Origin of the sequence: Amycolatopsis sp. NBC_00345, assembly GCF_036116635.1 — a bacterium.
In the GTDB taxonomy this organism is placed as follows: Bacteria; Actinomycetota; Actinomycetes; order Mycobacteriales; family Pseudonocardiaceae; genus Amycolatopsis.
Genome location: NZ_CP107995.1, coordinates 4,865,682 through 4,888,634, shown reverse-complemented (window position 1 = coordinate 4,888,634; position 22,953 = coordinate 4,865,682). Strand labels below are relative to the sequence as shown.

Genomic DNA, 22,953 nt, shown 5'->3' with positions numbered 1-22,953 from the left:
TCCTCGTTCGGTGTCCCGGACGCATGTGATCCGCCGACGCTAACAGCGCGACGCCAGGCAGCTCCACCGATTATCGGCTAGTGCTCGTCGAGGAAGCCGGTGATCCGGCCGAACACGTCGAGCGCCGCACCGCGCCCGAGGAACGCGTCCATGTGGCCGTAGCCGGGGATCTCGGCGTAGCGGACGTCCAGCTGGGGCTGGCGCCGGGCCAGGACGTCGTGGCACAGGCGGTTGGAGTCCAGCCAGACCTTGTTCTCGCTGCCCGAAAGCAGCAGCACGGGGGCGTCGATGCGGTCCGCGGCGTCCAGGGCGTTCTCGGGCAGCCGGTCGTAGCGATGGTCACGGGTGTTCCACCGCAGCGCCGCGTGCGCGAGTTCGTTGCGGCGCAGGTGCGGCAGGACCCAGGTCGGCATGGAGCCGAACAGCTCGGGCAGCCGGTCGTGGGTGCGCCGGTCGAGCTGGTCGTGCTCGAACAGCGAAACACCGGTGCCCCACGCGGAGTTGTGCAGCATCTGGCAGGTCGGGTCCGGGCAGTCCGCACCCCGCGAGGCCAGCGCGAAGAGCGGGGTGTACTTCGACCGCAGCCCCACTTTCCTGATGTCCACGGGCACGTGCGTGAACCACGAGCGCAGCAGCTCACCGCCGAGGTGCACCCGCAGCCGCGTGGCCCAGGACAGCTTGGGCGTCAGGAAGACCGAGTGCGCCACCACGCCCGCCAGCCCCGGCACCAGGCCCGCCGCCATGGACATCGACAGCGACATCGCCCCGAGGCAATGGGCCACGGCGAACAGCTTCCGGTCGCCGATCCGGCCGCGGATGCACGACACCGCCTCGGGGATGTCGTAAAGCGCGACGTCGTCGTAGGTGAAGCGCTCGCGGCCTTCGTTGTACGGCAGCCCGCAGCTGCCCCGCCAGTCCAGCAGCCACGGTTCGTAGCCCGCGTCGAGCAGCACGTCCACCAGGTTGCGGATCTCGGGCAGGGCGAACATCTCGCTGGACACGGTGTGCCCGTGGACGAGCAGCACGGCGGGCCGGCCGCTGTGCCGCGTGATCCGGCACAGGCCCAGCTCGACGCCGTCCGAGGTGGTGAACGGGACCGGTTCGACCGTGGCACCGTCGAACCTGGCCGCGGCCAGCCACGGCATCGGGGTCCGGGACGTCATCGCGACCTCATCCTCTTCCTGATCGTCTTGCGGTCCTGCGCACGGTCGCGGCCGGCCTGCCGGTCGACGGCGTCGCGGCGCAGGTCCATCAGGTCGGCCAGCACCCGGAACCCGGGCTCGGCGAGGCCCTTGCCCATCTCCGGGACGAACCAGGCCAGCCAGGCCAGCTTGGCGGTGCGCTGCTCCTGCACGGACAGCCGGGGGTCGACCTGGATCCCGTCGACCTGGTCACGCAGGTAGCTCTTGGACGGCACCTTCACCACACCGGCGAAGCTCGCGGGCTCGTCCGTCCGGCCGATCTCGACGGTCATCGTCCTGGACTGCTTCCACAGGTCACGCCGGGCCCGGGCGGTCTTCAAGCCGTCCAGCCACCACTCCTGCCCGTCGGCGTCACGCAGCCGCAGCCGGTACCGCAGCAGCGGGTGCTCGAACCCGTGCTGCCGGGGAATGCCCTCGTCCGGGCGGATCCACACTTCGCCGGACTCCACGGTCAACGGCCGCTCGTGCAGCTCGGCGCACTTCAGCTCGCCCCGCTGCACGTCGAGAGTGCGTTTCCCGTTGCGCACCAGCTGGTACATGCTCGCGATCGACAGCGTCAGGCGCAGCGCGCAGGGCGTCTCGGCCGGCTCGGCGACCGGCCCGAGCCTGCCCTTCATCGTCTCGGGGAACCACAGGTGCGGCGGATCGTCGCGGCCGGGCAGCTTGATCAGGCCGTCGCGGACCATCCGTTCGTAGCACTTCAGGCTTTGCTTGGCGTCGTACCGGACGGGCGCCGGCAGGTCGTGCCGTGCGGCGAAGGCCTCGGCGCGCTCGCCCGTCGCGGCCGGGGCGGTGAGATTGGCTTCGCAGAGCTTCACCGCGGTCGGGCTGCGCATCAGCCGGACCAGGAAGTCCAGCTCGGGCACCGGATCGGCCTCGGCGCGGGCCAGGAAATCGGCCCGCCAGTCGTCCCAGCCCAGCACTTCGACGTTCATGCCGCCGAGCTCCCGGTCGCGGACCGTCTCCGCCATCGAGCCCGGCCGGCCGGCGAGATGGTGGTTCTGGCCCCAGCCGTCGGGCTCGTAAACGATCGCCGCCGCCATCAGGCTCACCCAGTCCACGGGGGCGACGTTGGAGTACCGGAACGCCGGGATCGTGTGATACCGGGAGAAGGCCGCCATCAAACCGGAACTGAGGTCGCGCACGTTGTACGCGCCGGTCCGGGTGTGCCCGCCGATGCCGCCGGGGCGCAGGATCGTGGCGGTCAGCCCGCGTTCACGGGCCCGCCGCAGCAGGGCCTCCGCGGCCCACTTCGACTTGTCGTACCCGGCCGTGAGCCGGGTGACGTGGGCGAGCGGATCGTCCTCGCCCATCGAGGCGATCCCGGGCTCGTTGAACACCGCGAGGGACGAGACGTGGTGCAGCGGCTTGGGCCGCCCGGTCATCGCCAGCTCGGCGAGCGTGCGCACCGAGACCACATTGGACTGCCGCAGGGACGGGTAGCCGCGCAGGAAGTCGACCGCCGCGGCGACGTTGACCACCGAGTCCAGCTCCCGCGTGAGCCGGTCCCAGACGTCGGCGGGCAGGCCGAGCCGTGGCTGCCGCAGGTCGCCGGCGAGCACGGTCGTGCGGCGGCGGACCTCCCCGGAGAACGGCAGGTCGAACCCGGTCAGCGCGTTCCCGAGCCGCCGGGCCGCCGCTTCGTCATCGGCCGCGCGCACCACGCATACCACATGGGCGTCACCTCGCCGCAGGAGTTCGAGCAGCAGGTGGCTGCCCAGGAAGCCGGTGGCCCCGGTCAGCAGGACGGTGCGGGGCGCGACCCGCTGCGGCGAGTCGCACCAGGGCAGATCATCCGCGAGGGAGAGGTCGGCCGCGATCAGGTCCAGGTCCGTGGCGGTCGCTGGGTCCTGGGCGATTGCCGGGGCGGCTGACGGTGTGCCTGCTGGCGCGGCTGGCGACGGCCCAGTCCCGGCGGCGTCCAGCCACCGTTGCGCGAGCCGGCGTGGCCGGGCGTCCGCGAAGACGTCGTCCAGTTCGAGCCGTACGTTCAGTTCACGGTCGAGGGCCGCGACCAGCTCGACCGCGTTGACCGACGACGCACCGGCGTCGAACAGGTCGGCGTCGGCCTGGATCTCCTTTCCCGGCAACAACTTTACTGCGGTCGCGACGATGGCCGAGGCCAGGCTCGCCACTGTCCACTCAGGATCAGGACGGCCGACTCCAGCGGGAACAACGGCGGGCCCGGGTTGCCGGAGTCCGGCCAGCAGCTGGGCCACCCGTGCGGCCGGGTCGCCGCCGCGTTCGATCTGCTCGCCTTCACGTCGGCGATCGACGCCACCTTCAGCCATGGGACACCCCGGACGAGCCGAGATCCCCAGACCGGAGTTCCCGGAGCCGGGCCGGGGTGACGGTCGCGGCCGGCCGGGCCTCGTCGACCGGCCCGCAGCCCAGTGCGGCGACCAGGCGCCGGGCCGGAATGTTGCGGGGAGTGTGGTCGGCGGTCAGGAGGATCGACGCGCACCCGAGCGCGTCGGCGCGATCTGCCAGCCATCGGAGCACCCGCTCCTCGGCGCCGCGGCCGAGCACCCGGCAGCTCAACATCCACGCGACCACTTCGAGCGTGGTGCCGTCCGGGCGGACCACGAGCAGGCCGACCTGCCCGTAATCGCCGAACCGGTCCCGCGCCGACACGGTCCACACCTCACCGTCGCGTTGCCACCGGGCCAGGGCCGCGGCGTCGAGCGCGGCGGGACGGAGGGTGAACTGGTTCGTCCGGCGGCTCAGCTGCACGGACCGCTCGACGGTGGCCGGGGTCAGCGGCCGGACGTCGAGTTCGAGCTGGAGCCGCTCCAGGAAATCGGCGAAACCCGTCCGGTCACGCACTTCGGTGCGGATCTTCTCCTGCCGGTAGAAGTCGGCCCGCATGGCGTCTTCGGCCGTGGCGGGACGCGGCACGGCGGGCCACAGCCGCCGGATGAAGCTCTCCAATTCGCCGACGGGCGGGCAGGTCAGGCACAGCACCTCGGGCAGCGCCGACCGGACCGCGGCGATCTCGACCGGGTTGTCGTCGAGGAACAGGAACGAGTCCAGCCCGAGCCGCAACTCCTCGGCCACCGCCTCGATCCGCGCGGGTTTCGGGTCCCAGCCGGCCGCGATCACGCTGAAGTCGCCGGCCCGGAGCACGCTGTCCGGCCGGTCCAGCACGGCCCGCACCGTGGCCTCGTCGTTCTTGGACACCAGGGCCAGCAGCACGCCCGCCGAGCGCCAGTCCCGCAGCCGGCGCGCGAGCAGCGCCCGTGCCCCGGTCAGCTCGACCCCGTCCGGCCCGGCCTCGCCGGCGACGCCGCTCCACAACGTCTCGTCCCCGTCCACCACGATCACCTTCGGCGGAGGACGGCGGATGCTCGCGAGCACGTCGGTCACCCCGAGCGCGATCACCGCCTCGAACTCGGCCGCGAACGGCATGTGCGCGAGGGATTCGGTGCGCTCGTCGAAAAGATCCTCGACGCGGTAGTCACGATTCCAGTCATCGCCTGCCAGGACCGCGATCCCGGGGTGGTCGCGTAGCTGGGCCGCCACGTCCTGCTCCCACCGGCGCGTCCGGTCGTCCGCGGCGCGATCGGGCAGGAACCCGACGATCAGCGGGCGCCCGGTCCGATCGGCCAGCGAACGCAGCGCGGCGGGGTACTGCGCGCCGAGTTCGGCCAGCAGCTCGTCGGCCACCGGCCCGAACCGGCTGAAGTCACCCGCGCGCAGCAGCGCCACGCCCGCCACGGCCGAGGGCCCGGCGAACACCCCGGCCGGGTCGAGCAGGCTCGCCAGCACCTGGTGGTACGGCGCCTCGGCGACTTCGAGCCCGGTCTCACCGAGCGTCCTCGACAGCAGCGCCGGCAGGTTGCCCAGCGCGAAAGTGGCCGCGACGGCGACCGAGCCCTTCGCCGGACGAGCCGCGGCCGACGGGTCGCCGGCCACCTCGGCGAGCAGGTCCAGGAAGTCGTCGCCGAAGCCGGCGCAGCTTTCCTCGTCGAGGACGTCGAGGTTGTAGTCCAAACGCAGCCGGCCGAGGTCGGGCAGCACCGTGACCATCAGGTCCACATCGGAGTAACCAGTGCCGGCCGGGAGGATCTCCAGTCCCGGCAGCTTGAGCGCCTGCGTCCCGAGGTAGTTGAAGTACACCTCGACGAGCGGCGCGTTCGGCCGGTACAGCCCTTCCTCGACCAGCACCGAGACGGTGTCGAAGAACGACGTGCCCTTCGCCAGCACACCGGTCAGCCGGGTGTCCGTGCGGCGAAGCACGTCGAGGACGGGTTCGCCTTCGCCGACCTCGGCGGGGAACGGGATCGGCACGCCGAAGAACCCGACCGCGTCGGCCGCCCCGACGTGGATGCGGGTGTCCACCGGGACAGCGAGCGCGAACCGGCTCTGCCCGCTCAGCCGGGCCAGGAACACCTGCAACGCGCCCAGCCACAGTGCCGCCGGGGTGATGCCGAGGCGCTGGGCCTGAGCCGTGGCCTGGTGGGCCAGATCCTCGGGGACGTCCACGAAACGGGTGGCGGCGCGGAAGGTCCGCTCGACCGGCCGGGTCAGGGCCAGGTCCAGCCGATGGGACCCGGCGAACAGCGCGCTCCAGTCCGCCGCGGCCGGGCCGGTGCGTTCGACCGGCTGGGCCCGCAGCAGGTCGTCGATGTCCTGATTGGACAGAGCTGCGGGTGCTTCCTCGCCGGAGAGCGCCGCGCCGATCTCGGCCGCGACCCGCGCGAAGGACGAGGCGTCGGCCACCGCGTGGTGCGCGCCGTAGAGGAGAATTTGGTGCCCGGACGCGGTTTCGAGCATCTCGAATCGCCACAGCGGGGCCGACGCGAGGTCGAACGGAGGCTCCAGGAGCTCACGGAGCCGCTGATCGATGTCCACCTCGTCCTCGACCGTCGACCACCGCAGCAACGCCCCTTCAGGACGGCGCCGGACCTCGAACTGGTGGCCGTGTTCGTCGTCCGGCACGATCGCCGTCCGCAACGCCGCGTGCCGGTCGGCGATCCCGGTGAGCACGGCGGCCAGCCGTTCTTGCGTCGTCGGGACGATCAGGCGGAGGGCGAAGCCGATGTGGTGCGTGACGCCAGGGGTACCCTGCTGCTCGGCCCGCACCAGGCGCATCACGTCCTTGGTGACCGGAAGCCGTACCACGTCCGCCACGGTGGTGTCGTTCTGTTCCCTGGCAACGGTTTCGGTCATCAGGTAGTCGGCGAGGTCGCTGACGCTGGCCCCACCGAGCAGCAGCGTGACCGGCAGCGCGCGGCCGAAGCCGGACTCGACCAGGTCCTGGACGCGCATGGCCAGCACGGAGTCCATGCCCAATGTGGACAGTGGCGCCCGGACGTCGAGCCCGCCGGGCTCAACGCCCATCAGGCCGCCGATCCCGGTGCTCAGCCGGTCCAGCAGCTCGCGGGAATCCGTCGCGGCCAATGACTCCCAGCCCAGCGCGAGGCCGGGTTGCCCGTGGGCTCGGCGGTGCCGCATCAACGGGTCGAGGAACGCGTTCGCCGTGTCCCCGAGCGTGCCGGCCGGGGCGGAGAGCACGACAAACGCCGACAAGGGCAGCCCGGCGGTCAGTTCGTGCAGGTGCCACGCGGCGTCAATCTTGGGCCGCAGCACGGTATCCACCCGCTCCGGGGTGAGGGAATCGATCGCGCTGTCCTCGGGTACACCCGCCGCGTGCACCACGGCCGTCAACGGCAGGTCCGCGGGGATGGCCGCCAGCACCGTTGCCAGCCGGTCACGATCGGCGGCGTCACCGGTCTCGATGGTCACGCGGGCGCCCAGGCCGGTGACCTCGTCCCGAAGTGCCGCGGCGCCTTCGTCTTCACCACCACGCCGTGACAGGAGCACCAGATTGCGGACGCCCCGCCGGGCCGCGTGCCGAGCCACCTGCGCGCCGGGGCCACTGGTTCCGCCGGTGATCAGCATCGTGCCGTCACCCGGCGCCGGAAGCTCGTCGGCGCCGGGCTCGTGACGCAGCGACCGGGGTTCGTACCCGGTCTGGTCCCGGATCGCCAGCCGTGGCCGGCCGAGGGCGACGGCCTTCACCAGCCCGCCGGGCCGGCGCGGGTCCAGGTCGACGAGGCTGATCCGGTCCGGATGCTCCGCCTGAACCGCGCGGACCAGTCCCCACAGCACGGCTTGGGTGAAGTCCGGATCGTCGGCCAGGACCGCGCCCCGCGTCAGCACCACCAGCCGTGACGCCCGCAGCGCGTCGTCGGCCAGCCAGCGCTGGATCGAGCGCACCAGCTCGTGCACCGCCGATCGGACGGCGAGCGGCACGTCGTCTCCCGCCGGCCGGACCGGGGCGGCGAGCAGGACGACTCGCGGGACCGGGACCGCGGCGCCCGCCGCTTCGATCGACGCGTGGACAGTGATGCCCGCGGGCAGCTCCACCGCGTTGTCCGCGCCGCCTGCGACCGCGGCCCAGGAGCCGGGATCGGGGTTCGCTCCGGCCGGCCGGTCACAGCGGACCCAGTCATGACCGAGTTCGTTCACAGTGCGGGTTCCTTGCTCAGATACCGGTCGCGGCACGCGGTACGGCGGACCTTGCCGCTGCTGGTCTTCAGCACCAGGTTGTTCGCCACGACCACGTCGTCGCACACCAGTCCCTGGTCCGCGTGCACCTGGCGGCGGATCGCGCGGACGATCTCCGCCACGATCTCGTCGGCGGGATCGGTGAGGGTGGTCTCGGCGAAGACCACCAAGCGCTCGACCGCGGACTCGCCGGGCACCGGCGGGACCGAGAACGCCGCCACGCCTCCCCGGCGGATCCGCTGGTCGCTTCGGCGCACGCTGCTCTCGATGTCTTCGGGTGCGTAGTTGTGCCCGTACAGGATGATCAGGTCTTTCAGTCGGCCCGTCACGAAAAGCTCGCCGTCACGGAGAAAACCGAGATCGCCCGTTCTCAGATAACGGCCCTGGTCACCGTCGGTGGGGACGGCCTCGAAGGTTTCCCGGCTGTCGGACTCACGCCCCCAGTAGCCACGGGCCTTGGTCGGGGAGTCGATCCAGATCTCACCGATCTGATTCCGCTCGCAGGGCCGGAATGTGGCAGGGTCGATGATCCGCACCTTCGCGCCGGCCTTGGTGACCCAGCCGCTGCCGTAGAACACAGCGGTCCGCCGGTCTGACGGGTCGTCGACCGGGACCGCCCAGCCGCGTTCGAGTTCGCCGCGGTCGAGGGTCAGCGGTCCGCCGGTCCCCATGCTGACGCTGAGCGTGTGCTCGGCCAAGCCGTATCCCGGCCGGAAAGCCTCGCGGCCGAGTCCGGTGCTTTTGTACTCGGCGAAGAACCTCTCCATGGCCGCCGGCTGCACGATCTCCCCGCCCGAACAAAGCACGCGGACCGAGCTGAGGTCCCATGCGGCCCGCTGCTCCGGCGTGACCTTGCGGGCCATCAGGTCGAAGGCGAAGTTCGGCGCGGTGGTGTGCGTTCCCCGTACCCTCGACAGGACCTCGAACCAGACCGCGGGCCGTTTCAGGAAACTCAACGGCGACATCAGGTACGTGCGCGCGTGCCCGGTCAGCGTGGTCAGCAGCACGCTGATGAGCCCCAGGTCGTGGAAGTGCGGCACCCAGCACACGCCGACGGAATCGCCGTCCAGCTCCAGGTCGATCCGCAGCGCTTCAAGCTCGTGATGGATGTTGCGATGGGTGACCATGACGCCCTTGGGAGTTCCCGTCGACCCCGACGTGTACTGGAGGAAGGCCGGCTCGTCCAGATCGACGGCAGCGGGCCAGGAATCCGGCGCGAGCGCCGGTTCCGCGGGGGAGCCGTCGGGGCAGAGCCAGGGGATGGCCGGCCACGCGGGAGTTTTCCCGCCTGGGGCCGAAGCGGCGGCGGCCACCAGGTCGCGATAGGGCGCGTGGGTCAGCATCGCCCGCGCGCCACTGCTGTCCACGATCGCCGACAGCAGCGCGACATCGTGCTCGAGCCGGAACGGGTTCGGCGGGGACACCGGCACGGGGATCACCCCGGCCGCCAGGCAGCCCAGGAAGGCGGCGATGAAATCGAGGGACGGCAGGTGCACGAGCACAACGCGGTCACCGGGGCTGATCCGCTCGCGTTCGAGCAGCGCGCGAACCCCGTCCGCCCGCCCGGCGAGCTGCCGAGCGGTCAGCCGCTCGACGTCGCGCCCGTCGTCGTCGACGAAGACGAACAACTCGCGAAGCGGCTCCCTCGCGTGAAGCTCGGCGAAGACCGAGACGAGGCTGCGTTCGGACACCGGCGGGGAAACCATCTTCGGCGAGCTCTTCATCCGCGATGTCGGTCCTGGTATCACCACTAGACTGATACCACCGATCGCGACAGCCACCCGGCGACGGCCGGAACTCTGCCCGGTATGCCCTCGGACGCACTGGGAACGGGTCTCCAGCCAGCGCTAGGAACTCACCTCAGCGCCGGTTCCTGCTGGGTGGTGCAGTGGATGCCGCCACCGCCGGCCGCGATGCCGTCGATGTCGAGCTGGACGACGTGGCGGCCAGGGAACAGGCGCCTCAGGGTGGCGAGCGCGGCGGCGTCGGCCTTGCGGTCGCCGAATTCGGGGGCGATGACGCCGCCGTTGCAGACGTAGAAGTTGATGTACCCGGCGGCGAAGTCGGCATCGGCCGACTCGTGCCGCAGCCGGGTGGGAGCCTTGATCACTTCGACCCGCAGCGGGCGGCCGCGCGCGTCGGCCGCCGATTTCAGGAGGTCCAGGTGGCGCCGGGTGACGTCGTGGTCGTAGGAGTCCGGATCGGTGTCGAGCCCGGCGACCACCACGCCCGGACCGGCGAAGCGGGCGTAGAAGTCGGTGTGCCCGTCGGTGATGTCGTGCCCGGCGATGCCCGGGAGCCAGATGATCTTCTCCAGGCCGAGCACTTCTCCGAGCTGGGCTTCGGCGTCCTGTTTGGACAGTCCCGGGTTGCGGTTCTCGTTCAGCACGCAGCTTTCGGTGATGATGGCCGTGCCCTCGCCGTCGACCTCGATCCCGCCGCCCTCGAGTACCAGTCCGGTGTGGACGGCGCTGGCGCCGGCCCGGCCGGTGACGAGCCCGGCGACCCGGCTGTCGCGCGAGTGCTCCTGTTTCCCGCCCCAGCCGGTGAAGTTGAAGTCCACCGCGGCCAGTTCCCCGTCGCCGGTGACGAACACCGGACCGGTGTCGCGCAGCCACAGGTCGTCCAGCTCCGCGGCGACCAGCTCGACCGCGGCGTCGCCGAGGAGCCCGCGCGCCAGGTCCAGCTCGTCCGGGCGCACCAGCATCGTCACCGGCTCGAACCGGGCGACGGCCGCCGCGATCGCCGCGAGGTTCCGCTGGAGGACGGGCACCTGGCCGGGCTCCCAGATCCGGTCGCCGGCGCCGAACGCCATCCACGTCCGCCGGTGCGGCTCGCCCTCCTCGGGCATCACCCGCTTCATGGTGTCTCCCTGATCTTCAAAATGGCTTGACCAGGGATTATGCCCTGACGGGATGTTCAGCCAGCGCCGAGGCTCGACCGCTCCGGAGCCGCGGTGGCGAGCCGGAAGCGCATCCGGCAGACCACGGCGTCGGAGCGGCGCCGGAGCGCGCGGGCGAGGACGGCGCCGCGGCGGTTCTGCAGGATCCGCTGCCACGGGTGCTCCGGCTCGACTTCCGCGATGAGGACGAAGACGTGGCAGCCCGCGTGCTTGCGCAGGTGCTCGACGAGCGGTTCGCCGAGCCGGCGCCGTTCGTCGTACAGCCGGACGAGCGTGACTTCGGGATGCCAGCGCTCCCAGGCCTCGACGAACTCCCGCGTCGCCGCTTCTTCGTCGGGGTGGGCGACGTGGACGGCTTCGACCCGGTCGCCGAGCGACAGCGCCGCGGCGAGCGCGTCGCGGGTCAGCAGCGACACCGTGTGGACCGGCACCACGACGAGTGACCGGTTCGGCCGCGGCGGGGGAGGGGTGCGGCCGAGTTGCAGCCGGTTCCCGATCCGGCGGTAGCTGCGGTTCACCCACTCCATGCCCAGCACCAGCACGGGGAGCGCGACGATGATCAGCCAGCCGCCCTCGCTGAATTTCGTCGCGGCGACGACGACCGCGGCGATGCCGGTCAGGAGCGCGCCGAAGCCGTTCAGCGCCGCCTTGCCCCGCCAGCCGCGGGGCCGGTTCCGGAACCAGTGCCGGACCATGCCGACCTGCGAGAGGGTGAACCCGACGAACACCCCGATCGCGAACAGCGGGACCAGCGTGTTCATGTCGCCGTCCGAGACGACGAGCAGGAGCGCCGAGGTGACCGCGAGGAAGCCGACGCCGTAGCGGTAAACCTGGCGTTCGGCGCGCAGCGCGAAGACGTGGGGCAGGTTGTTGTGCTTCGCGAGGAGCTGCGCCAGCACGGGCAATCCGCCGAACGAGGTGTTGGCGGCCAGCGCGAGCAGCACGACGGTCGAGAACTGCACCACGTAGAAGCCGAAACCGTCGCCGAGGGACGCGGTGGTCACCTGGGAGAGCACGGTAACGCCGTCGACCGGGTGAATCGAGAACTTCCCGATCAGCACCGCGAGCCCGATCAGCATCACCGCGAGCAGCCCGCCCAGCGCGATCTCGGCGCGCTGGGCGCGGCGCACCCGTGGCTTGCGGAACGACGGCACGGTGTTGGCGATCGCCTCCACCCCGGTGAGCGCGGCGCACCCGTTGGCGAAAGCCTTGAGCAGCAACAGAATCCCGACCGTCTGCAGACTGGTGGCGTGCTGCGGGGCGGCACCCGCCACCGCCGGGCCGGAGCGGATGAGGCCGGCCACGATGACGGTGAGGATCGCGCCGACGAAGATCGCGGTGGGCAGGATGAACGCCCGCGCGCTTTCGGCGATGCCGCGCAGGTTCACGCACGTCACCAGCGCCAGCACGCCGAGGCACAGCCACAGCGTGTAGGGCAGCAGCGCGGGGAACGCCGACGTCAGCGCCGCGACGCCGGCGGCCACGGACACCGCGACGTTGAGCACGTAGTCGACGATCAGCGAAGCCGCGGCGACGAGCGAGGCCCGGGACCCGAGGTGGGCCCGGCTGACCCCGTAGGCGCCGCCGCCGTCCGGGAACGCGGCGATCACCTGCCGGTACGACAGCGTCAGGACGCCCAGCAGGAGCGCGATCGCGAGGGTGACCGGCAGGGTGAACCCGAGGCCGGTGCCGCCCGCGACGGCCAGGACGATCACGATGGCCTCGGGCCCGTACGCCACCGACGCCATCGCGTCCAGGGAGAGCGCGGCCAGCCCGCCGACGACGGACAGCCGGTGCCGTTCGCCCCGGTCGGTGGTCTCAGTGGCGTCGCGGGGCGAAAGCGTGGTGGTCACACCGCTCAGACTGTGATCCGCTTGGTCCGGGTTGACCGTTGCTGACGTTTCCTTGACGCCGGTTCCCGTGATGTGAACGGGAGCCTGATCCCGGCTCGGTATGTCTAAGCGGTCGCCGAAGTGCGCAGGGCGCGCAGGATGCGGCTGTGGTCGGCGTCGGCCTGCGGGGGCGGGAGGAAACGGCGGCGCAGGAACGCGTAGGACAGCCCGTTGCGCGGATCGGCCAGCGCCTGTTGCCCTCCCGCTCCGCTGTGCCCGAAGGCGCCTTGCCCGAGGACGGGGTAGAGCTCGGCGGCGGCGTGGAAGCCGACGGCCCAGGATTTGTGCTGTCGCAGCACGAGGTCCCAGCCGGCGGACTGGATCTGGGCGAACGCGGCGGCGGTGTCCGGGGTGAGCAGCGGGGCCGCGCCGTCGGTGGGGCTGATGGCCGCCGAGTAGAGCTTCGCCAGGCCGCGGGCGGTGCCGATGCCGCCGAACGAGGCCGGGCCCTTGGTCCGGACCACCGGGAGGTTCGGCAGTTCCCACACCTCGTGGTTACGCGGGTGGTGGCGGTTGAAGGCGATGCCGCTGAGGCTGTCCGGGGCGGTGGCGGCCGCGGCGAGATCGCGGAGCCGTTCGGGGGTGGCCACCATCGGCTGCGCGGGCAGGAAGCGGTTCTCCTGATCGGCCGGCAGCCCGAGGTGCAGGTCCAGCTTGTACGGGTCGCGCAGGAGCGAGGCGAACAGGCTCTGCACCGTTTCCCCGGTCACGCGGCGCATGACTTCGCCGCTCAGCGCCGCGATGACCAAGGCGTGGTAACCGGACGCGGTCGCCGGCCGCCAGAACGGGCGCTGCGCGCCGAGCCGCTCGGCGACGACCCGGTCGTCCGCCAGCTCCTCCATGCTGAATCCGGCGTCCGCCCCAGCCAGCCCGGCCTGGTGCGAAAGCAGCTCGCGCAGCCGGATCTCGCGCTTGCCGCGTACCCCGAACTCCGGCCAGTAGTGGCTGACCCGCTGGTCCAGGTCCAGCACCCCGTCCTGGACGAGCCGGGCGACGATCAGGTGGGCCACCCCCTTGCTCGCGGAGTAGGTGCCCAGCAGCGAATCGCTCGTGGTCTCCGCCCCGGCCCACAGGTCGACCACCAGCTCGCCGTGGTGGTAGGCCGCCACCTGCGCGTCCAGGTCGGCGCCCTCGGCGGCCAGGATCGCCGCGAACTCCTCGCGCACGGGCTCGAAACCGTCCGCCACAGTGCCTTGTACACCGTGGCCTTGTACGCCGTGGCCCTGTACGTCGTGTTCTGTCATCGGTACCCCTCACCGCTGGTGCTGCCGGACTTCCTTGGACACCACCACGTTAGCTCATTAGTAACCAGTGGTCACTAACTATGCCGGTGAGGCACGTCTCGCCGGGGCCGGACCGCGCGCCGGCCACCCGTGTCGTACGGTGCCGGGCATGACGGATTCGGCGGGAGCGCGCCGCCCGCCCGGCCGGCCGGCGCGGATCAGCCGCGACCGGATCGTCGAGGCCGCGTCCTCGGCCGGGAACCTCGACACGCTGACCATGCGGGAGCTGGCCGGTCGCCTCGACGTCAGCCACGGCGCGCTCTACCGATGGGTCAAGAACCGCGACGAGCTGCTCGACCTCATCGGCGAGGTCCTGGTCGACCGGATCCTTCCCCCGGGGGAGGACGCCGGCCCGGCCTGGCTGCCACGGCTGACGCGGATCGCGTGGGCCATGCACGACCAGTTCCTCGCGCTCCCCGGTTACGCCACCCGCCTGTCCCGGCCCCACGCGCACAACGCCGACGCGATCGGCCGGCTCCAGAACGCGGTGGTCACGGCCTTCCTCGACGACGGGGTCAGCGCCGCGATGGCCGAGCAGAGCTGGTACATCTTCGTCACTTCGATCGTCGGCTGGCTCGCGTTCCAGGAGAACCGGCTGGACCTCGGCCCGGTCGCGCCGAGGTTCGACCTCTTCCTCGACGCCCTCCTGCGCGGGCTCCCGGCCCGCGAACCGGCCACCGGGCGTCCGTAAGGGAATCAGGCCGACAGCACGGCGGGCTTGAGCGTGTCCTCGCACCACTGCCGGAACGTGGTGGGGGCGTCGAGCGCGTACTGCGGGGCGCGGGTGAAGCCCTCGTAGAGGCCGTTTTCGTTGGCAGTGACCATATCGATCATGCTCTGGGCCATGGCCTCGGACATCCCGAGCCCGAGCAGCCGCTCCCGGTAGGCGGGCTTGGGGACCTGCCGGTACCGCACGGGCCGGCCGAGCACTTCGGCGGCGATGGCTGCCATGTCCTCATTGGACAGTTCCTCGGGCCCGGTCACCGGGACCTCCTCCTGACCGGTCCACGTCGGGTCGAGCAGCAGCTTCGCGGCGACGGCGGCGATGTCGCGGACCGCGACGGTGGGTGCGCGCCAGCTGCCGGAGGAGGTGCCGTTGAACCGGCCCTGCTCCTTGATGATCTTCTTCTGCCGCAACAGGTTGTCCATGAACGAGGGTAGGGCCAGTGCGCGGAACGCCACCCCGGTGCCGGCGATCAGGTCGTCCATGGCCAGCGCCCCGGTCCCGAGCCCGGCGTGGTCGGCGTACGGGGTGTTGCGGCCCAGGCTGCTGATGCTCACGACGCGCTGCACCCCCTGGCTGCGCATGGCTTCGGCGGCGGGACGGGTGAAGCCGGCGAAGGCCTCCACGGCACTCGCGGCCTGGCGGTTGGGCGGGCACAGCCAGAACAGCGTGTCGGCGCCCTTGAACGCGCGGGCCACGACGTCCGCGTCGCCGTGCGAGCCCTGGACGACCTCGACCCGGCCGCGCACGTCGGCGGGCAGCTTTTCCGGGTCCCGCACGACAACGCGGACCGGCTGGCCGCCTTCGAGGACGTGCGCGAGCACGCGGCTGCCGATGTTTCCGGTGGGGGTGGTGATGACGATCATGGCATCGCTCCGATGTGTTCGAGTGGAAGTAAACTCGACCGTACCGTTTACTTTTTGGCGACGCAAGGTGCCGTCTGCTCAGGAGCCGGAAACCCCGCCGCACCAACGGGTTCAGCCGGGGTGAAGGTCAGGCGTGAGGACGGACGCGCCGTCCGCGCAGGATCACGGCGAGCGGGGCGGCCAGCTGGCCCAGGTCGGTCCGCGGGTCCTGCGCGTACACGACCGCGTCGGCCGGGGCGCCGGGTTCCAGGCCGCCCAGGCCGAGGTACTCGCGGGCCGACCAGGAGGCCGCGGCGAGGGCGTCGTGTGTTCGGATGCCGGTGGCGGCCAGCGCGCGGATCTCGTCGCCGACTTGCCCGTGCGGGCGGGAGTCCGTGCCGGCCAGGATGCGGACGCCGGCCTCGACCGCGGCGGCCACCAGCGGCGCGTGCGCTTCGGTGCCGCCCAGGAGCCAGTCCTTGACCGGGCCGTCCGGGCGGTCCCGCAAACTCGTCAGCATCCCTTGGAACGCCGACAAAGTCGGGGTCAGCGCGATGCCCCGCCGCGCCATGTCCGGCAGCAGCCCGGAGTCGAGCCACATGCCGTGCTCCACCGAGTCGACCCCGGCCGCGACCGCCGCGGTGCTGCCGGCGGAATGCTGGGTGTGCACGGCGAGGCGGCCGCCGGCCGCGTGCACCGCGTCGGCCGCGGCGGTGAGCACCTCGACGGGGACGGCTTCGTCTTCCGTCCGCCAGTCGGCGATGATCTTGGCCCACCCGCTGCGCTTGGCCTGCGCCGCCGCGACCGACGGCAGCTCGGCGTGGTCGACGCGGTTGCCCCAGCCGTCGAAGAACTGGCCGTGCTGCGCGAGCCAGGGCCCGGCGTGCGAGGCGCGCGGCACGTCCGGGTCCTCGCCGAACCACGGCGGCGGGTCGCCCGCGAGCCCGGGTGAGCGGATCAGGGTGACCCCGGCGTCGACGTGCCGGTGCAGGTCCTCGCGCAGCACCTCGTCGTCCAGCGGGTCGCCGGGCGCCACGGCGCCGGGGTGGGTGTGCGCGTCGACCAGGCCCGGCAGCAGCCAGCCTTCGGCCGCGAGCTCCGCGTTCGGCACGGGATCGGTGGTCCAGCGGTCGCCGTCGGCGTACAGGTCGACGTATTCGCCGTGCGGCAGGGCATAACCCCGGATCCGCAGCACCATGGCTGACCCCCCGTGTCGTCCGGCTCGAACGTACCGGATTCCCGCGCCGGGTCAGGCGGATTTCACCGGGGCGGGCCGACGATGATGTTCCCGAACTTCTCCGACGCCTCGGCCAGGCGGCCGGGGGAGATCTCGAAGCCGTCCGGGCGCGGGGTCGCCCGGTCGCGCCCGGCGTAGCGGAACATGCCCTCGATGCCGGCCGGGGTGTTGATCATCAGCAGATCGGCCTTCGCGGACGTGATCCGGTAGGCGTGCGGGATGTTCTTGGGCAGGAAGACGATGCCGCCCTCCTTCAGCTCGTGCTCCTCTTCGCCGACCCAGACCAGTGCGGTGCCCCCGATGAGCATGAAGATCTCGTCCTCGCGCGTGTGCGTGTGGAACGGCGGCGCTTCGCCCCGGCTGACGTCGAAGCGGCCGATCATCAGCTGGCCGCCGGTGGCCGCGCCGTCGAGCAGCAGCGACAGCGTGCCGCCGTCGAGCCACTCCAGTTTCTGCTGCTGCTCGGGCTGGGCGAGGTAGGCCATGCTCATGTGCGGGCTCCGTCCGGTGCGTCGGTCGAGGGTGTCCTCAGCGGCGCCCCGCGAATAAACGGACGATATCGTCCGCCTAATTGCCGCGTCAATGGCGGGCGGCGCGGCTGTCATCATCGGTCCATGAGCGAGGAGAACGGCGCCGTCCGCCGCCGTGGGCTGCGGCGGGACGCGGCCGACAACCGCGAGCGGGTCTTGACGGCGGCGGCCGCCGCGGTGCGCCGGGAGGGTGCCGCGGTCCCGATGGCCACCGTCGCGGCGGACGCCGGGGTCGGGGTGGGCACCGTCTACCGCCACTACCCCTCGCGTGAGGCGCTGCTCGGCGCGCTGACCCGCCGGTCCTTCGAGCTGGTGCTCGACGCCGCCCGCCGCGCCGCGAGCCTCGACGCGTCCGCCATCGAGGCGATCCGCTCGTTCCTCGGCCGGACCATCGAGCACGGCCCGGACCTGGTGCTGCCACTGCACGGCGGCCCGCCGCCGGTCGACGAGGCCACGGTCTCACTGCGCGACGAGGTCCACCGGACGCTGGGCTCGATGCTGGAGCGGGGCCGTCGCGACGGCACGATCCGGCCCGGCGTGCGGACGGCGGACCTCGTCGTCTTCGGCGCGCTCCTGGCTCAGCGGCTTCCGCACGTCGAGGATTGGGAGACCGTCGCGCGCCGCCAGGCGGACATCTACGTGGCGGGTCTCGCCGCGGTCTGACCCTGCGGTCGATAATGCCTGCGGTCCACAGTGGATGGTGGGCGGTGGGTCCCGGAGGTGCACTTCGGGGAAAGTCGATTCCGGGAACCCACCGCCGCCGCACGGCTGCTGATTGCGCAACCATGCGACGTGAAGGACTCTAAGCGTCGCCATCCGCCGACGACAGGCCTCGATGGGAGGTCGAGGAAGCGTCACCCGTCCTCGGGAACGCTCTACCCACAGTGGACTCGGGAAAGGGGCTCCGCGGTCAGACGCTGCGCAGCACGGAAACGACGGTGCCCAGCACCACGGCCCGGTCGCCGTCGATCACGTCGTAGGCCGGGTTGCGCGGTTCGAGGTACACGTGGCCGCCGCGGCGGCGGTAGACCTTGACGGTGGCCTCCTCGTCGATCATCGCGGCGACGATCTGTCCCGAGTGGGCCTCGGACTGCTGGCGCACGACGACGATATCGCCGTCGCAGATCGCCGCGTCGACCATCGAATCACCGCGCACGCGCAGGCCGAAGACGGTGCCCCGCCCGGTGAGCCCGCGCGGCAGCGTGAGGACGTCGTCGACGTGCTCCTCGGCCGAGATCGGCGTCCCCGCGGCGATGTGGCCGACCACGGGCACGGGCACCGAGTCCTCGGACTGCTCCCGCGCCGCGGACCCGTCCAGGAACAGGCGCACGTCGATCGGCCGGGACATCGTGGTGCTGCGCCGCAGGAATCCCTTGTCCTCCAGGCTCGCCAGATGCTTCGACACCGAGGACGACGACCGCAGCCCGACCGCGTCGCCGATCTCCCGGGTGCTGGGCGAGTACCCGTGCCGGACCACCCAGTCACGGATCGTCACCAGGATCCGCTGCTGGCGCAGGGGCAGGGCGGAGGCGTCCAGGTGCTCGAATGCGTCGTCGTAGGCGGTCACCCGCGAAATAGTAGAGGTCAGCGGCCGTGATCCCGGCAGCGGCACGCCCGGCCGGCGGACCGCTGTGGCCGGACACGGGGAGTATCGCGGTCAGGGCGAAGGGCTCTGAGGCCGGGCGAGGCACTGTGATAGTTTTGATCGAACTGGGGCTTATGTGCTAATGCAAACGGGCACCGGTCAACGGGGCGGTAGCTCAGTTGGTTAGAGCAGGGGACTCATAATCCCTTGGCCGTCGGTTCGAGCCCGACCCGCCCCACTCTTGAATCCACCCCCTGACCCGCGGTTCTTCCGCTTCGATCGCCTTGTTGTCCGATTGTCAGCAAGCTCGGTGCTCATTCTGTGCTCCTGTGTTGTGGACGGCAGCCGGGCCGCTGGTGGATCGGCGGTTCGGGGCCGTGGGTATCTCGGTGAATGTGCGGCGGCCGAGGGATGGGTGCCGTATGCGGCCGAGGGGGGGTAGGCAGCCCGATGTGGTCGCCGCCGGACGGGTGACGACGATTGGTATTCCGGACAGGGAGAAGCTGTAGATCGACTGATGCTGCCTGACATCGGCTGACGGTATGGGCGATCGTAGACATCCCACCTGTGTCGATCGACGTCCGCGCGAAACGGCTCGAACTGGTTAACCGGAGGGTTCTTGGTTCGAGTCCAAGCGGGGGGAGCAAAGCCCAGGTCAACGTCCTGGGCTTTTTTGCTACCCATGAGTAGGGGCGATTTTGACGGTCATCCAGTGATGGGGCGTCCGGCTGTCGCCGGTGGCCGCCGATGGCGCTTGGGGACATCGCCGCCCTGCGTTGACGCCGCCTCCCTCGGTGTGGTTGTGGACTCCTGATGTTTGTGGTGGGACGTTGCGCTGGTGAACTTCAGCCTCGGGACCACCTTCGGTGTTGCCGCCGTCCGCGAGATCATCACGGCGCTGCCGTTGACGTGGGTGCCGGTGCGCTCGGCGAGCGGGGTGTGAGTGCGTCCTGGAGACGGATGGTCGGCGGCGCCGGCCGCCGCGCTTGACCGAGCGTGGGACTGACTTCCTTACTTGGTCGTGGAGGAGGTGCGCCGCTTGTCGGATCGCCGGACGGCTTGCGCTGTCGCGTCGGCCCGCGTCTTCCGGCACGGCGCCTACTTTCACGTCCTGGCCGATGTTGCAGGATCCCTGCCGGCCCAGTGCGGATGCCTGCCTGCGAGCGGCGGCAAACCTTGTCCGGGCTTCTGTCTGCCACGTGTGTTTGACCTGCGTGAATAGCATTGCTGACCCCCTCGCTGCCAGCGATCGGGCCGTGAACCCCGAACCCGCTGGTTGAGAGACAGCACCATGGCGTGTCGGACGGTGCCGAGTGATGCCGGACAAGACTTTTTCCTCTGGCCGACGGGTGTTCTCGCGAGGTTGCTGGGATCGGGTTCGACGCGGACGTCGAAGAGCGTGCCGTAGTTCGTCTCGCGCGGATAGCCGAACGTCCGGGCGATGGCGAGCACGGTCTCCTCCTCGGTCGGGGTGCCGTGCAGGAGGGCGAATCCGAGGTCGCGTACGGCGCGCAGGACCCGCGCCCGCTCGGCCGGGTCGTCGCGGTAGGCGGCCCAGTCCGCGGCGGGCAGCCGGCCGTCGAGGTCGCGGGCTTGCCACAGCTGTTTGCCGGCTTCGGTGCGGCCGTCCCCGTCCGAGGCGTTCAGCTGCGCGTCGAGCCAGGCGCGGGGGAAGGGACCGCGGTGCCCGCGGGGCCGAAAGTGACGGTGATCGTGTCCGGCGCAGCTGCTGTATCACGGCCGAGTGCCGGCGCGGAACACCGTCGGTGGTTGTCCGGTGTGGATGGTGAAGAAGGTCGAGAAGTTCGACGGGTCGCGGAAGCCCAGGTGGCGGGCGAGCTGGGAGACCGGCTGGTCGGTGTGGGCGAGGAGTCGGCGGGCTTCGAGGGCGAGTCGGTCGTTGATGGCTTGCTTCGGTGACTCGCCGGCCGCGGCCTGCGTGGCTCGGCTGAGGGTGCGGGCGGAGTAGCCGAGGCGGCGGGCGTAGTAGGCGACGTCGTGCGCGGTGGTGAAGTCGCGTTCGAGCAGGGCCCGGAAGCGGGCGTCGAGGCCACCGGCGTCCGGTGTGCGGTCCGGGGTATGGCGGGCCAGGCCCAGGATGAGGACCGACAGCAGGTGCCGCAGTGTCTCGGTCTGGACGGTGGTCGGCTGCCGGGCGCGGTCGTACTCACGGCGCAGCGCCCGGCGGGCTGGCTCGACGGGTGCGGTCGCGGCGACCAGGCCAGCGCGATCGCCGGCGAGAGCGGCGGCGTGGGTGCCGGGGATGAGGAAGTCCGGCTGGAACAGGACGAGGTCGCCGGTGGCGCGCTCGCCGAAGACCTGGACCTGGCCGGGCCGGACCCACAGCGCCGAACCGCGCTCCAGCCGATACCGCTCGAAGTCGAGGGTGTGGGTCGTCGCCCCACCGGTCACCAGGAGCAGCAGGTGGAAGTCCGGACGCTGCGGCGAGGCGAGATAACCCGGCGGAGCCATCGCCCACAGCTGCGCGATCGTCAGCACCTCGACTCCGAACGGCGCGGGAGCCTGGAACGGCACACGGCGGATCACTTGTCTCGTTTTCACAGATCGAGGTCCGCCGTTCACCCGTATTCCTCCCTATCGTGTCGAAGCATGACCGATTCTCATATCATCACCGATACGGCGTCAGTGCACGTCGAGGACACCGGCAGAGCCGGGCCGGCGCTGGTGTTCCTGCACTACTGGGGCGGGTCGGTCCGCACCTGGTACCCGGTGATCGAGTGCTTGACCGCGCGCTGCGTCGCGCTCGACCACCGGGGCTGGGGTCGGTCCAGTGCACCGGAAACCGGCTACACGACGGCCGACCTCGCCGGCGACGCGCAGGCCGTGATCACCGCGCTGGAACTCGACGACTACGTCCTGGTCGGGCACAGCATGGGCGGCAAGGTCGCGCAACTGCTCGCGACCCGCCGCCCGGCGGGACTGCGCGGTGCGGTCTTGGTCGCGCCGGCGCCGGCCAAGCCCGTCCCGATCCCCGACGGGGTCCGTGCACAGATGGCTACGGCTTACGAAAGTCGTGAGTCGGTGCTGGCGACGCTGGACGTCGTGCTGAGCCACGCACCCCTCTCGGACGCGCTCCGCGAGCAGGTCGTCGAGGACAGCCTGGCGGGCGCCTCAGCGGCGAAACGCGAGTGGCCGGCGCGCACGATCCTGGAGGACGTCTCGGCGGACCTGGCGCGGATCGACGTCCCGGTGCTCGTGGTGGTGGGGGAACACGACCGGGTCGAGCCGGTCGAGGTGATGCGCGGGAACGTCGCCGGCGTCATCCCCAGTGCCCGGCTCGACGTGGTGCCCGGCGCCGGGCACCTCCTACCGCTGGAACGTCCCGAACAGCTCGCCGCACGCATCGACACCTTCTGCAAGGAGTTCACCTCATGGCACTGGTGAAGATCACCACCAGCGAAACCGCGTTCCTCGGACATGACCCGGAGCGGATCGCCGCCGCGCTCGGCGAACTGACCTACTCCGCCGAGGGATTCGCCGGCAGCACCGTCGCCCCGGAACTGACCTGGGTGCTGTTCGAGCAGCTACCCGAGACGGGGTTCCTCAAGGCCACCGGTACCCCGTCGAAGCCCTACTACTACGTCGAGGTCACCACGCTGCGCGGCGCGATGACCGAACCGTCGAAGCTCGACCTGGGCGCGCGGATCACCCACGAGCTCATGATGATCGAAGGCTGCGCCCCGACCGAGGAGAACGCCCAGCGCATCTGGGTCCGCTTCCTGGAAATCGCCGACGGCGACCTCGTCGTCGGAGGCCAGGCCACTTCACTCGCCACGCTGCGCGCGCTCGTCGCCGGAGAGGACACCACGATGGACCAGAAGATCACCGACCCTGCCACCTTCGCCACCGCGTTCGACCACGCGCTCAACTCAGGGGACCACGACCGTCTCCAGGCTCTCTACGACCCGGAAGCGACCATGCGGACCTCCGACGGGTCCGTCGTCGAAGGCCACGATCTCGTCGGTCAGGAGCTGAAGAACCTCATCGCCGTTCAGGCCCATCTGGAGAACCGGACGCGACACGTTTTCCGCCGAGGTGACGTGGCGCTGATCATCGTCGACTACACTTTGCAGATCACCACACCCGACGGGCAGCAGATCGACTCGCGCGGCACCGCCACGAACGTCCTGAAGCACACGCCCGAGCACGGTTGGCGCATGATCATCGCCAACCCGCAAGGAATCGCGTGACTGCTCGCCCCTCGTAGGAAGTAACCGAC

General features: G+C 71.1%; 16 protein-coding genes and 1 tRNA gene. 5 read left to right on the top strand and 12 right to left on the bottom strand.

Going from position 1 to position 22,953, the window contains the following annotated elements:
* Nucleotides 1-77 precede the first annotated feature (77 nt).
* From OG943_RS21600 to OG943_RS21570, 7 genes are all read right to left on the bottom strand, one after another.
* On the bottom strand, nt 78-1,163 hold the full coding sequence (locus tag OG943_RS21600) for an alpha/beta hydrolase (protein WP_328611600.1): 1,086 nt from the start codon (nt 1,161-1,163) through the stop codon (nt 78-80).
* Nucleotides 1,160-3,493, bottom strand: a complete 2,334-nt coding sequence (locus tag OG943_RS21595; protein ID WP_328611599.1) for a thioester reductase domain-containing protein — start codon at nt 3,491-3,493, stop codon at nt 1,160-1,162. Before OG943_RS21595 ends, OG943_RS21600 begins: the two co-directional genes overlap by 4 nt.
* The gene (locus OG943_RS21590) at nt 3,486-7,676 is read right to left on the bottom strand and encodes an HAD-IIIC family phosphatase (RefSeq protein ID WP_328611598.1); all 4,191 of its coding nucleotides are present in this window, start codon (nt 7,674-7,676) and stop codon (nt 3,486-3,488) included. The genes OG943_RS21595 and OG943_RS21590 overlap by 8 nt, the downstream gene beginning before the upstream one ends.
* Entirely contained in the window at nt 7,673-9,439 is a 1,767-nt protein-coding gene (locus tag OG943_RS21585; protein WP_328611597.1) for a fatty acyl-AMP ligase, read from the bottom strand. Before OG943_RS21585 ends, OG943_RS21590 begins: the two co-directional genes overlap by 4 nt.
* Before the next feature lie 131 nt (nt 9,440-9,570).
* Nucleotides 9,571-10,578: an agmatine deiminase family protein gene (locus tag OG943_RS21580; RefSeq protein WP_328611596.1), complete on the bottom strand. Its 1,008-nt coding sequence runs from the start codon at nt 10,576-10,578 to the stop codon at nt 9,571-9,573.
* 56 nt (nt 10,579-10,634) lie between these two features.
* Nucleotides 10,635-12,470, bottom strand: coding sequence for an APC family permease (locus tag OG943_RS21575; protein ID WP_328611595.1), 1,836 nt, complete (start codon nt 12,468-12,470; stop codon nt 10,635-10,637).
* Between the two features lie 104 nt (nt 12,471-12,574).
* Nucleotides 12,575-13,753, bottom strand: a complete 1,179-nt coding sequence (locus tag OG943_RS21570) for a serine hydrolase domain-containing protein (RefSeq protein WP_328611594.1) — start codon at nt 13,751-13,753, stop codon at nt 12,575-12,577.
* A gap of 148 nt (nt 13,754-13,901) precedes the next feature.
* Here OG943_RS21570 and OG943_RS21565 point away from each other — a divergent pair, with 148 nt between their 5' ends.
* Nucleotides 13,902-14,483, top strand: a complete 582-nt coding sequence (locus OG943_RS21565) for a TetR/AcrR family transcriptional regulator (protein ID WP_328611593.1) — start codon at nt 13,902-13,904, stop codon at nt 14,481-14,483.
* A gap of 5 nt (nt 14,484-14,488) precedes the next feature.
* On the opposite strand, the gene OG943_RS21560 is transcribed toward OG943_RS21565, so the two are convergent.
* The 3 genes from OG943_RS21560 to OG943_RS21550 form a co-directional block, all read right to left on the bottom strand.
* Nucleotides 14,489-15,382, bottom strand: coding sequence for an NAD(P)H-binding protein (locus OG943_RS21560; protein ID WP_328611592.1), 894 nt, complete (start codon nt 15,380-15,382; stop codon nt 14,489-14,491).
* A gap of 127 nt (nt 15,383-15,509) precedes the next feature.
* Complete coding sequence (locus OG943_RS21555) at nt 15,510-16,559, bottom strand: amidohydrolase family protein (protein WP_328611591.1); 1,050 nt, start codon at nt 16,557-16,559, stop codon at nt 15,510-15,512.
* A gap of 62 nt (nt 16,560-16,621) precedes the next feature.
* Nucleotides 16,622-17,089 (bottom strand): cupin domain-containing protein, encoded by a 468-nt coding sequence (locus tag OG943_RS21550; RefSeq protein ID WP_328611590.1) that lies wholly within the window; start codon nt 17,087-17,089, stop codon nt 16,622-16,624.
* Nucleotides 17,090-17,212: 123 nt separating this feature from the next.
* On the opposite strand from OG943_RS21550, the gene OG943_RS21545 reads away from it, so the two are divergent.
* Complete coding sequence (locus OG943_RS21545; RefSeq protein WP_328611589.1) at nt 17,213-17,791, top strand: TetR/AcrR family transcriptional regulator; 579 nt, start codon at nt 17,213-17,215, stop codon at nt 17,789-17,791.
* Between the two features lie 247 nt (nt 17,792-18,038).
* Here the strand turns inward: OG943_RS21545 and lexA are convergent, their stop codons facing one another.
* The gene (lexA, locus tag OG943_RS21540) at nt 18,039-18,695 is read right to left on the bottom strand and encodes a transcriptional repressor LexA (RefSeq protein WP_328611588.1); all 657 of its coding nucleotides are present in this window, start codon (nt 18,693-18,695) and stop codon (nt 18,039-18,041) included.
* Between the two features lie 182 nt (nt 18,696-18,877).
* Here lexA and OG943_RS21535 point away from each other — a divergent pair.
* Nucleotides 18,878-18,951, top strand: a tRNA-Ile gene (locus OG943_RS21535).
* Between the two features lie 1,496 nt (nt 18,952-20,447).
* Here OG943_RS21535 and OG943_RS21530 read toward each other — a convergent pair.
* Nucleotides 20,448-21,260 (bottom strand): helix-turn-helix domain-containing protein, encoded by an 813-nt coding sequence (locus tag OG943_RS21530; RefSeq protein ID WP_328611587.1) that lies wholly within the window; start codon nt 21,258-21,260, stop codon nt 20,448-20,450.
* Between the two features lie 63 nt (nt 21,261-21,323).
* On the opposite strand from OG943_RS21530, the gene OG943_RS21525 reads away from it, so the two are divergent.
* Complete coding sequence (locus OG943_RS21525) at nt 21,324-22,118, top strand: alpha/beta fold hydrolase (RefSeq protein ID WP_328611586.1); 795 nt, start codon at nt 21,324-21,326, stop codon at nt 22,116-22,118.
* Entirely contained in the window at nt 22,106-22,924 is an 819-nt protein-coding gene (locus tag OG943_RS21520; protein ID WP_328611585.1) for a YybH family protein, read from the top strand. The genes OG943_RS21525 and OG943_RS21520 overlap by 13 nt, the downstream gene beginning before the upstream one ends.
* Nucleotides 22,925-22,953 lie beyond the last annotated feature (29 nt).

Excerpts from the sequence above, each read along its gene's own strand:
- OG943_RS21600 (WP_328611600.1), bottom strand. The coding sequence starts at position 1,163 with ATGACGTCCCGGACCCCGATGCCGTGGCTGGCCGCGGCCAGGTTCGAC.
- OG943_RS21595 (WP_328611599.1), bottom strand. The coding sequence starts at position 3,493 with ATGGCTGAAGGTGGCGTCGATCGCCGACGTGAAGGCGAGCAGATCGAA.
- OG943_RS21585 (WP_328611597.1), bottom strand. The coding sequence starts at position 9,439 with ATGAAGAGCTCGCCGAAGATGGTTTCCCCGCCGGTGTCCGAACGCAGC.
- OG943_RS21580 (WP_328611596.1), bottom strand. The coding sequence starts at position 10,578 with ATGAAGCGGGTGATGCCCGAGGAGGGCGAGCCGCACCGGCGGACGTGG.
- OG943_RS21570 (WP_328611594.1), bottom strand. The coding sequence starts at position 13,753 with ATGACAGAACACGACGTACAGGGCCACGGCGTACAAGGCCACGGTGTA.
- OG943_RS21565 (WP_328611593.1), top strand. The coding sequence starts at position 13,902 with ATGACGGATTCGGCGGGAGCGCGCCGCCCGCCCGGCCGGCCGGCGCGG.
- OG943_RS21560 (WP_328611592.1), bottom strand. The coding sequence starts at position 15,382 with ATGATCGTCATCACCACCCCCACCGGAAACATCGGCAGCCGCGTGCTC.
- OG943_RS21555 (WP_328611591.1), bottom strand. The coding sequence starts at position 16,559 with ATGGTGCTGCGGATCCGGGGTTATGCCCTGCCGCACGGCGAATACGTC.
- OG943_RS21550 (WP_328611590.1), bottom strand. The coding sequence starts at position 17,089 with ATGAGCATGGCCTACCTCGCCCAGCCCGAGCAGCAGCAGAAACTGGAG.
- OG943_RS21545 (WP_328611589.1), top strand. The coding sequence starts at position 17,213 with ATGAGCGAGGAGAACGGCGCCGTCCGCCGCCGTGGGCTGCGGCGGGAC.
- OG943_RS21525 (WP_328611586.1), top strand. The coding sequence starts at position 21,324 with ATGACCGATTCTCATATCATCACCGATACGGCGTCAGTGCACGTCGAG.
- OG943_RS21520 (WP_328611585.1), top strand. The coding sequence starts at position 22,106 with ATGGCACTGGTGAAGATCACCACCAGCGAAACCGCGTTCCTCGGACAT.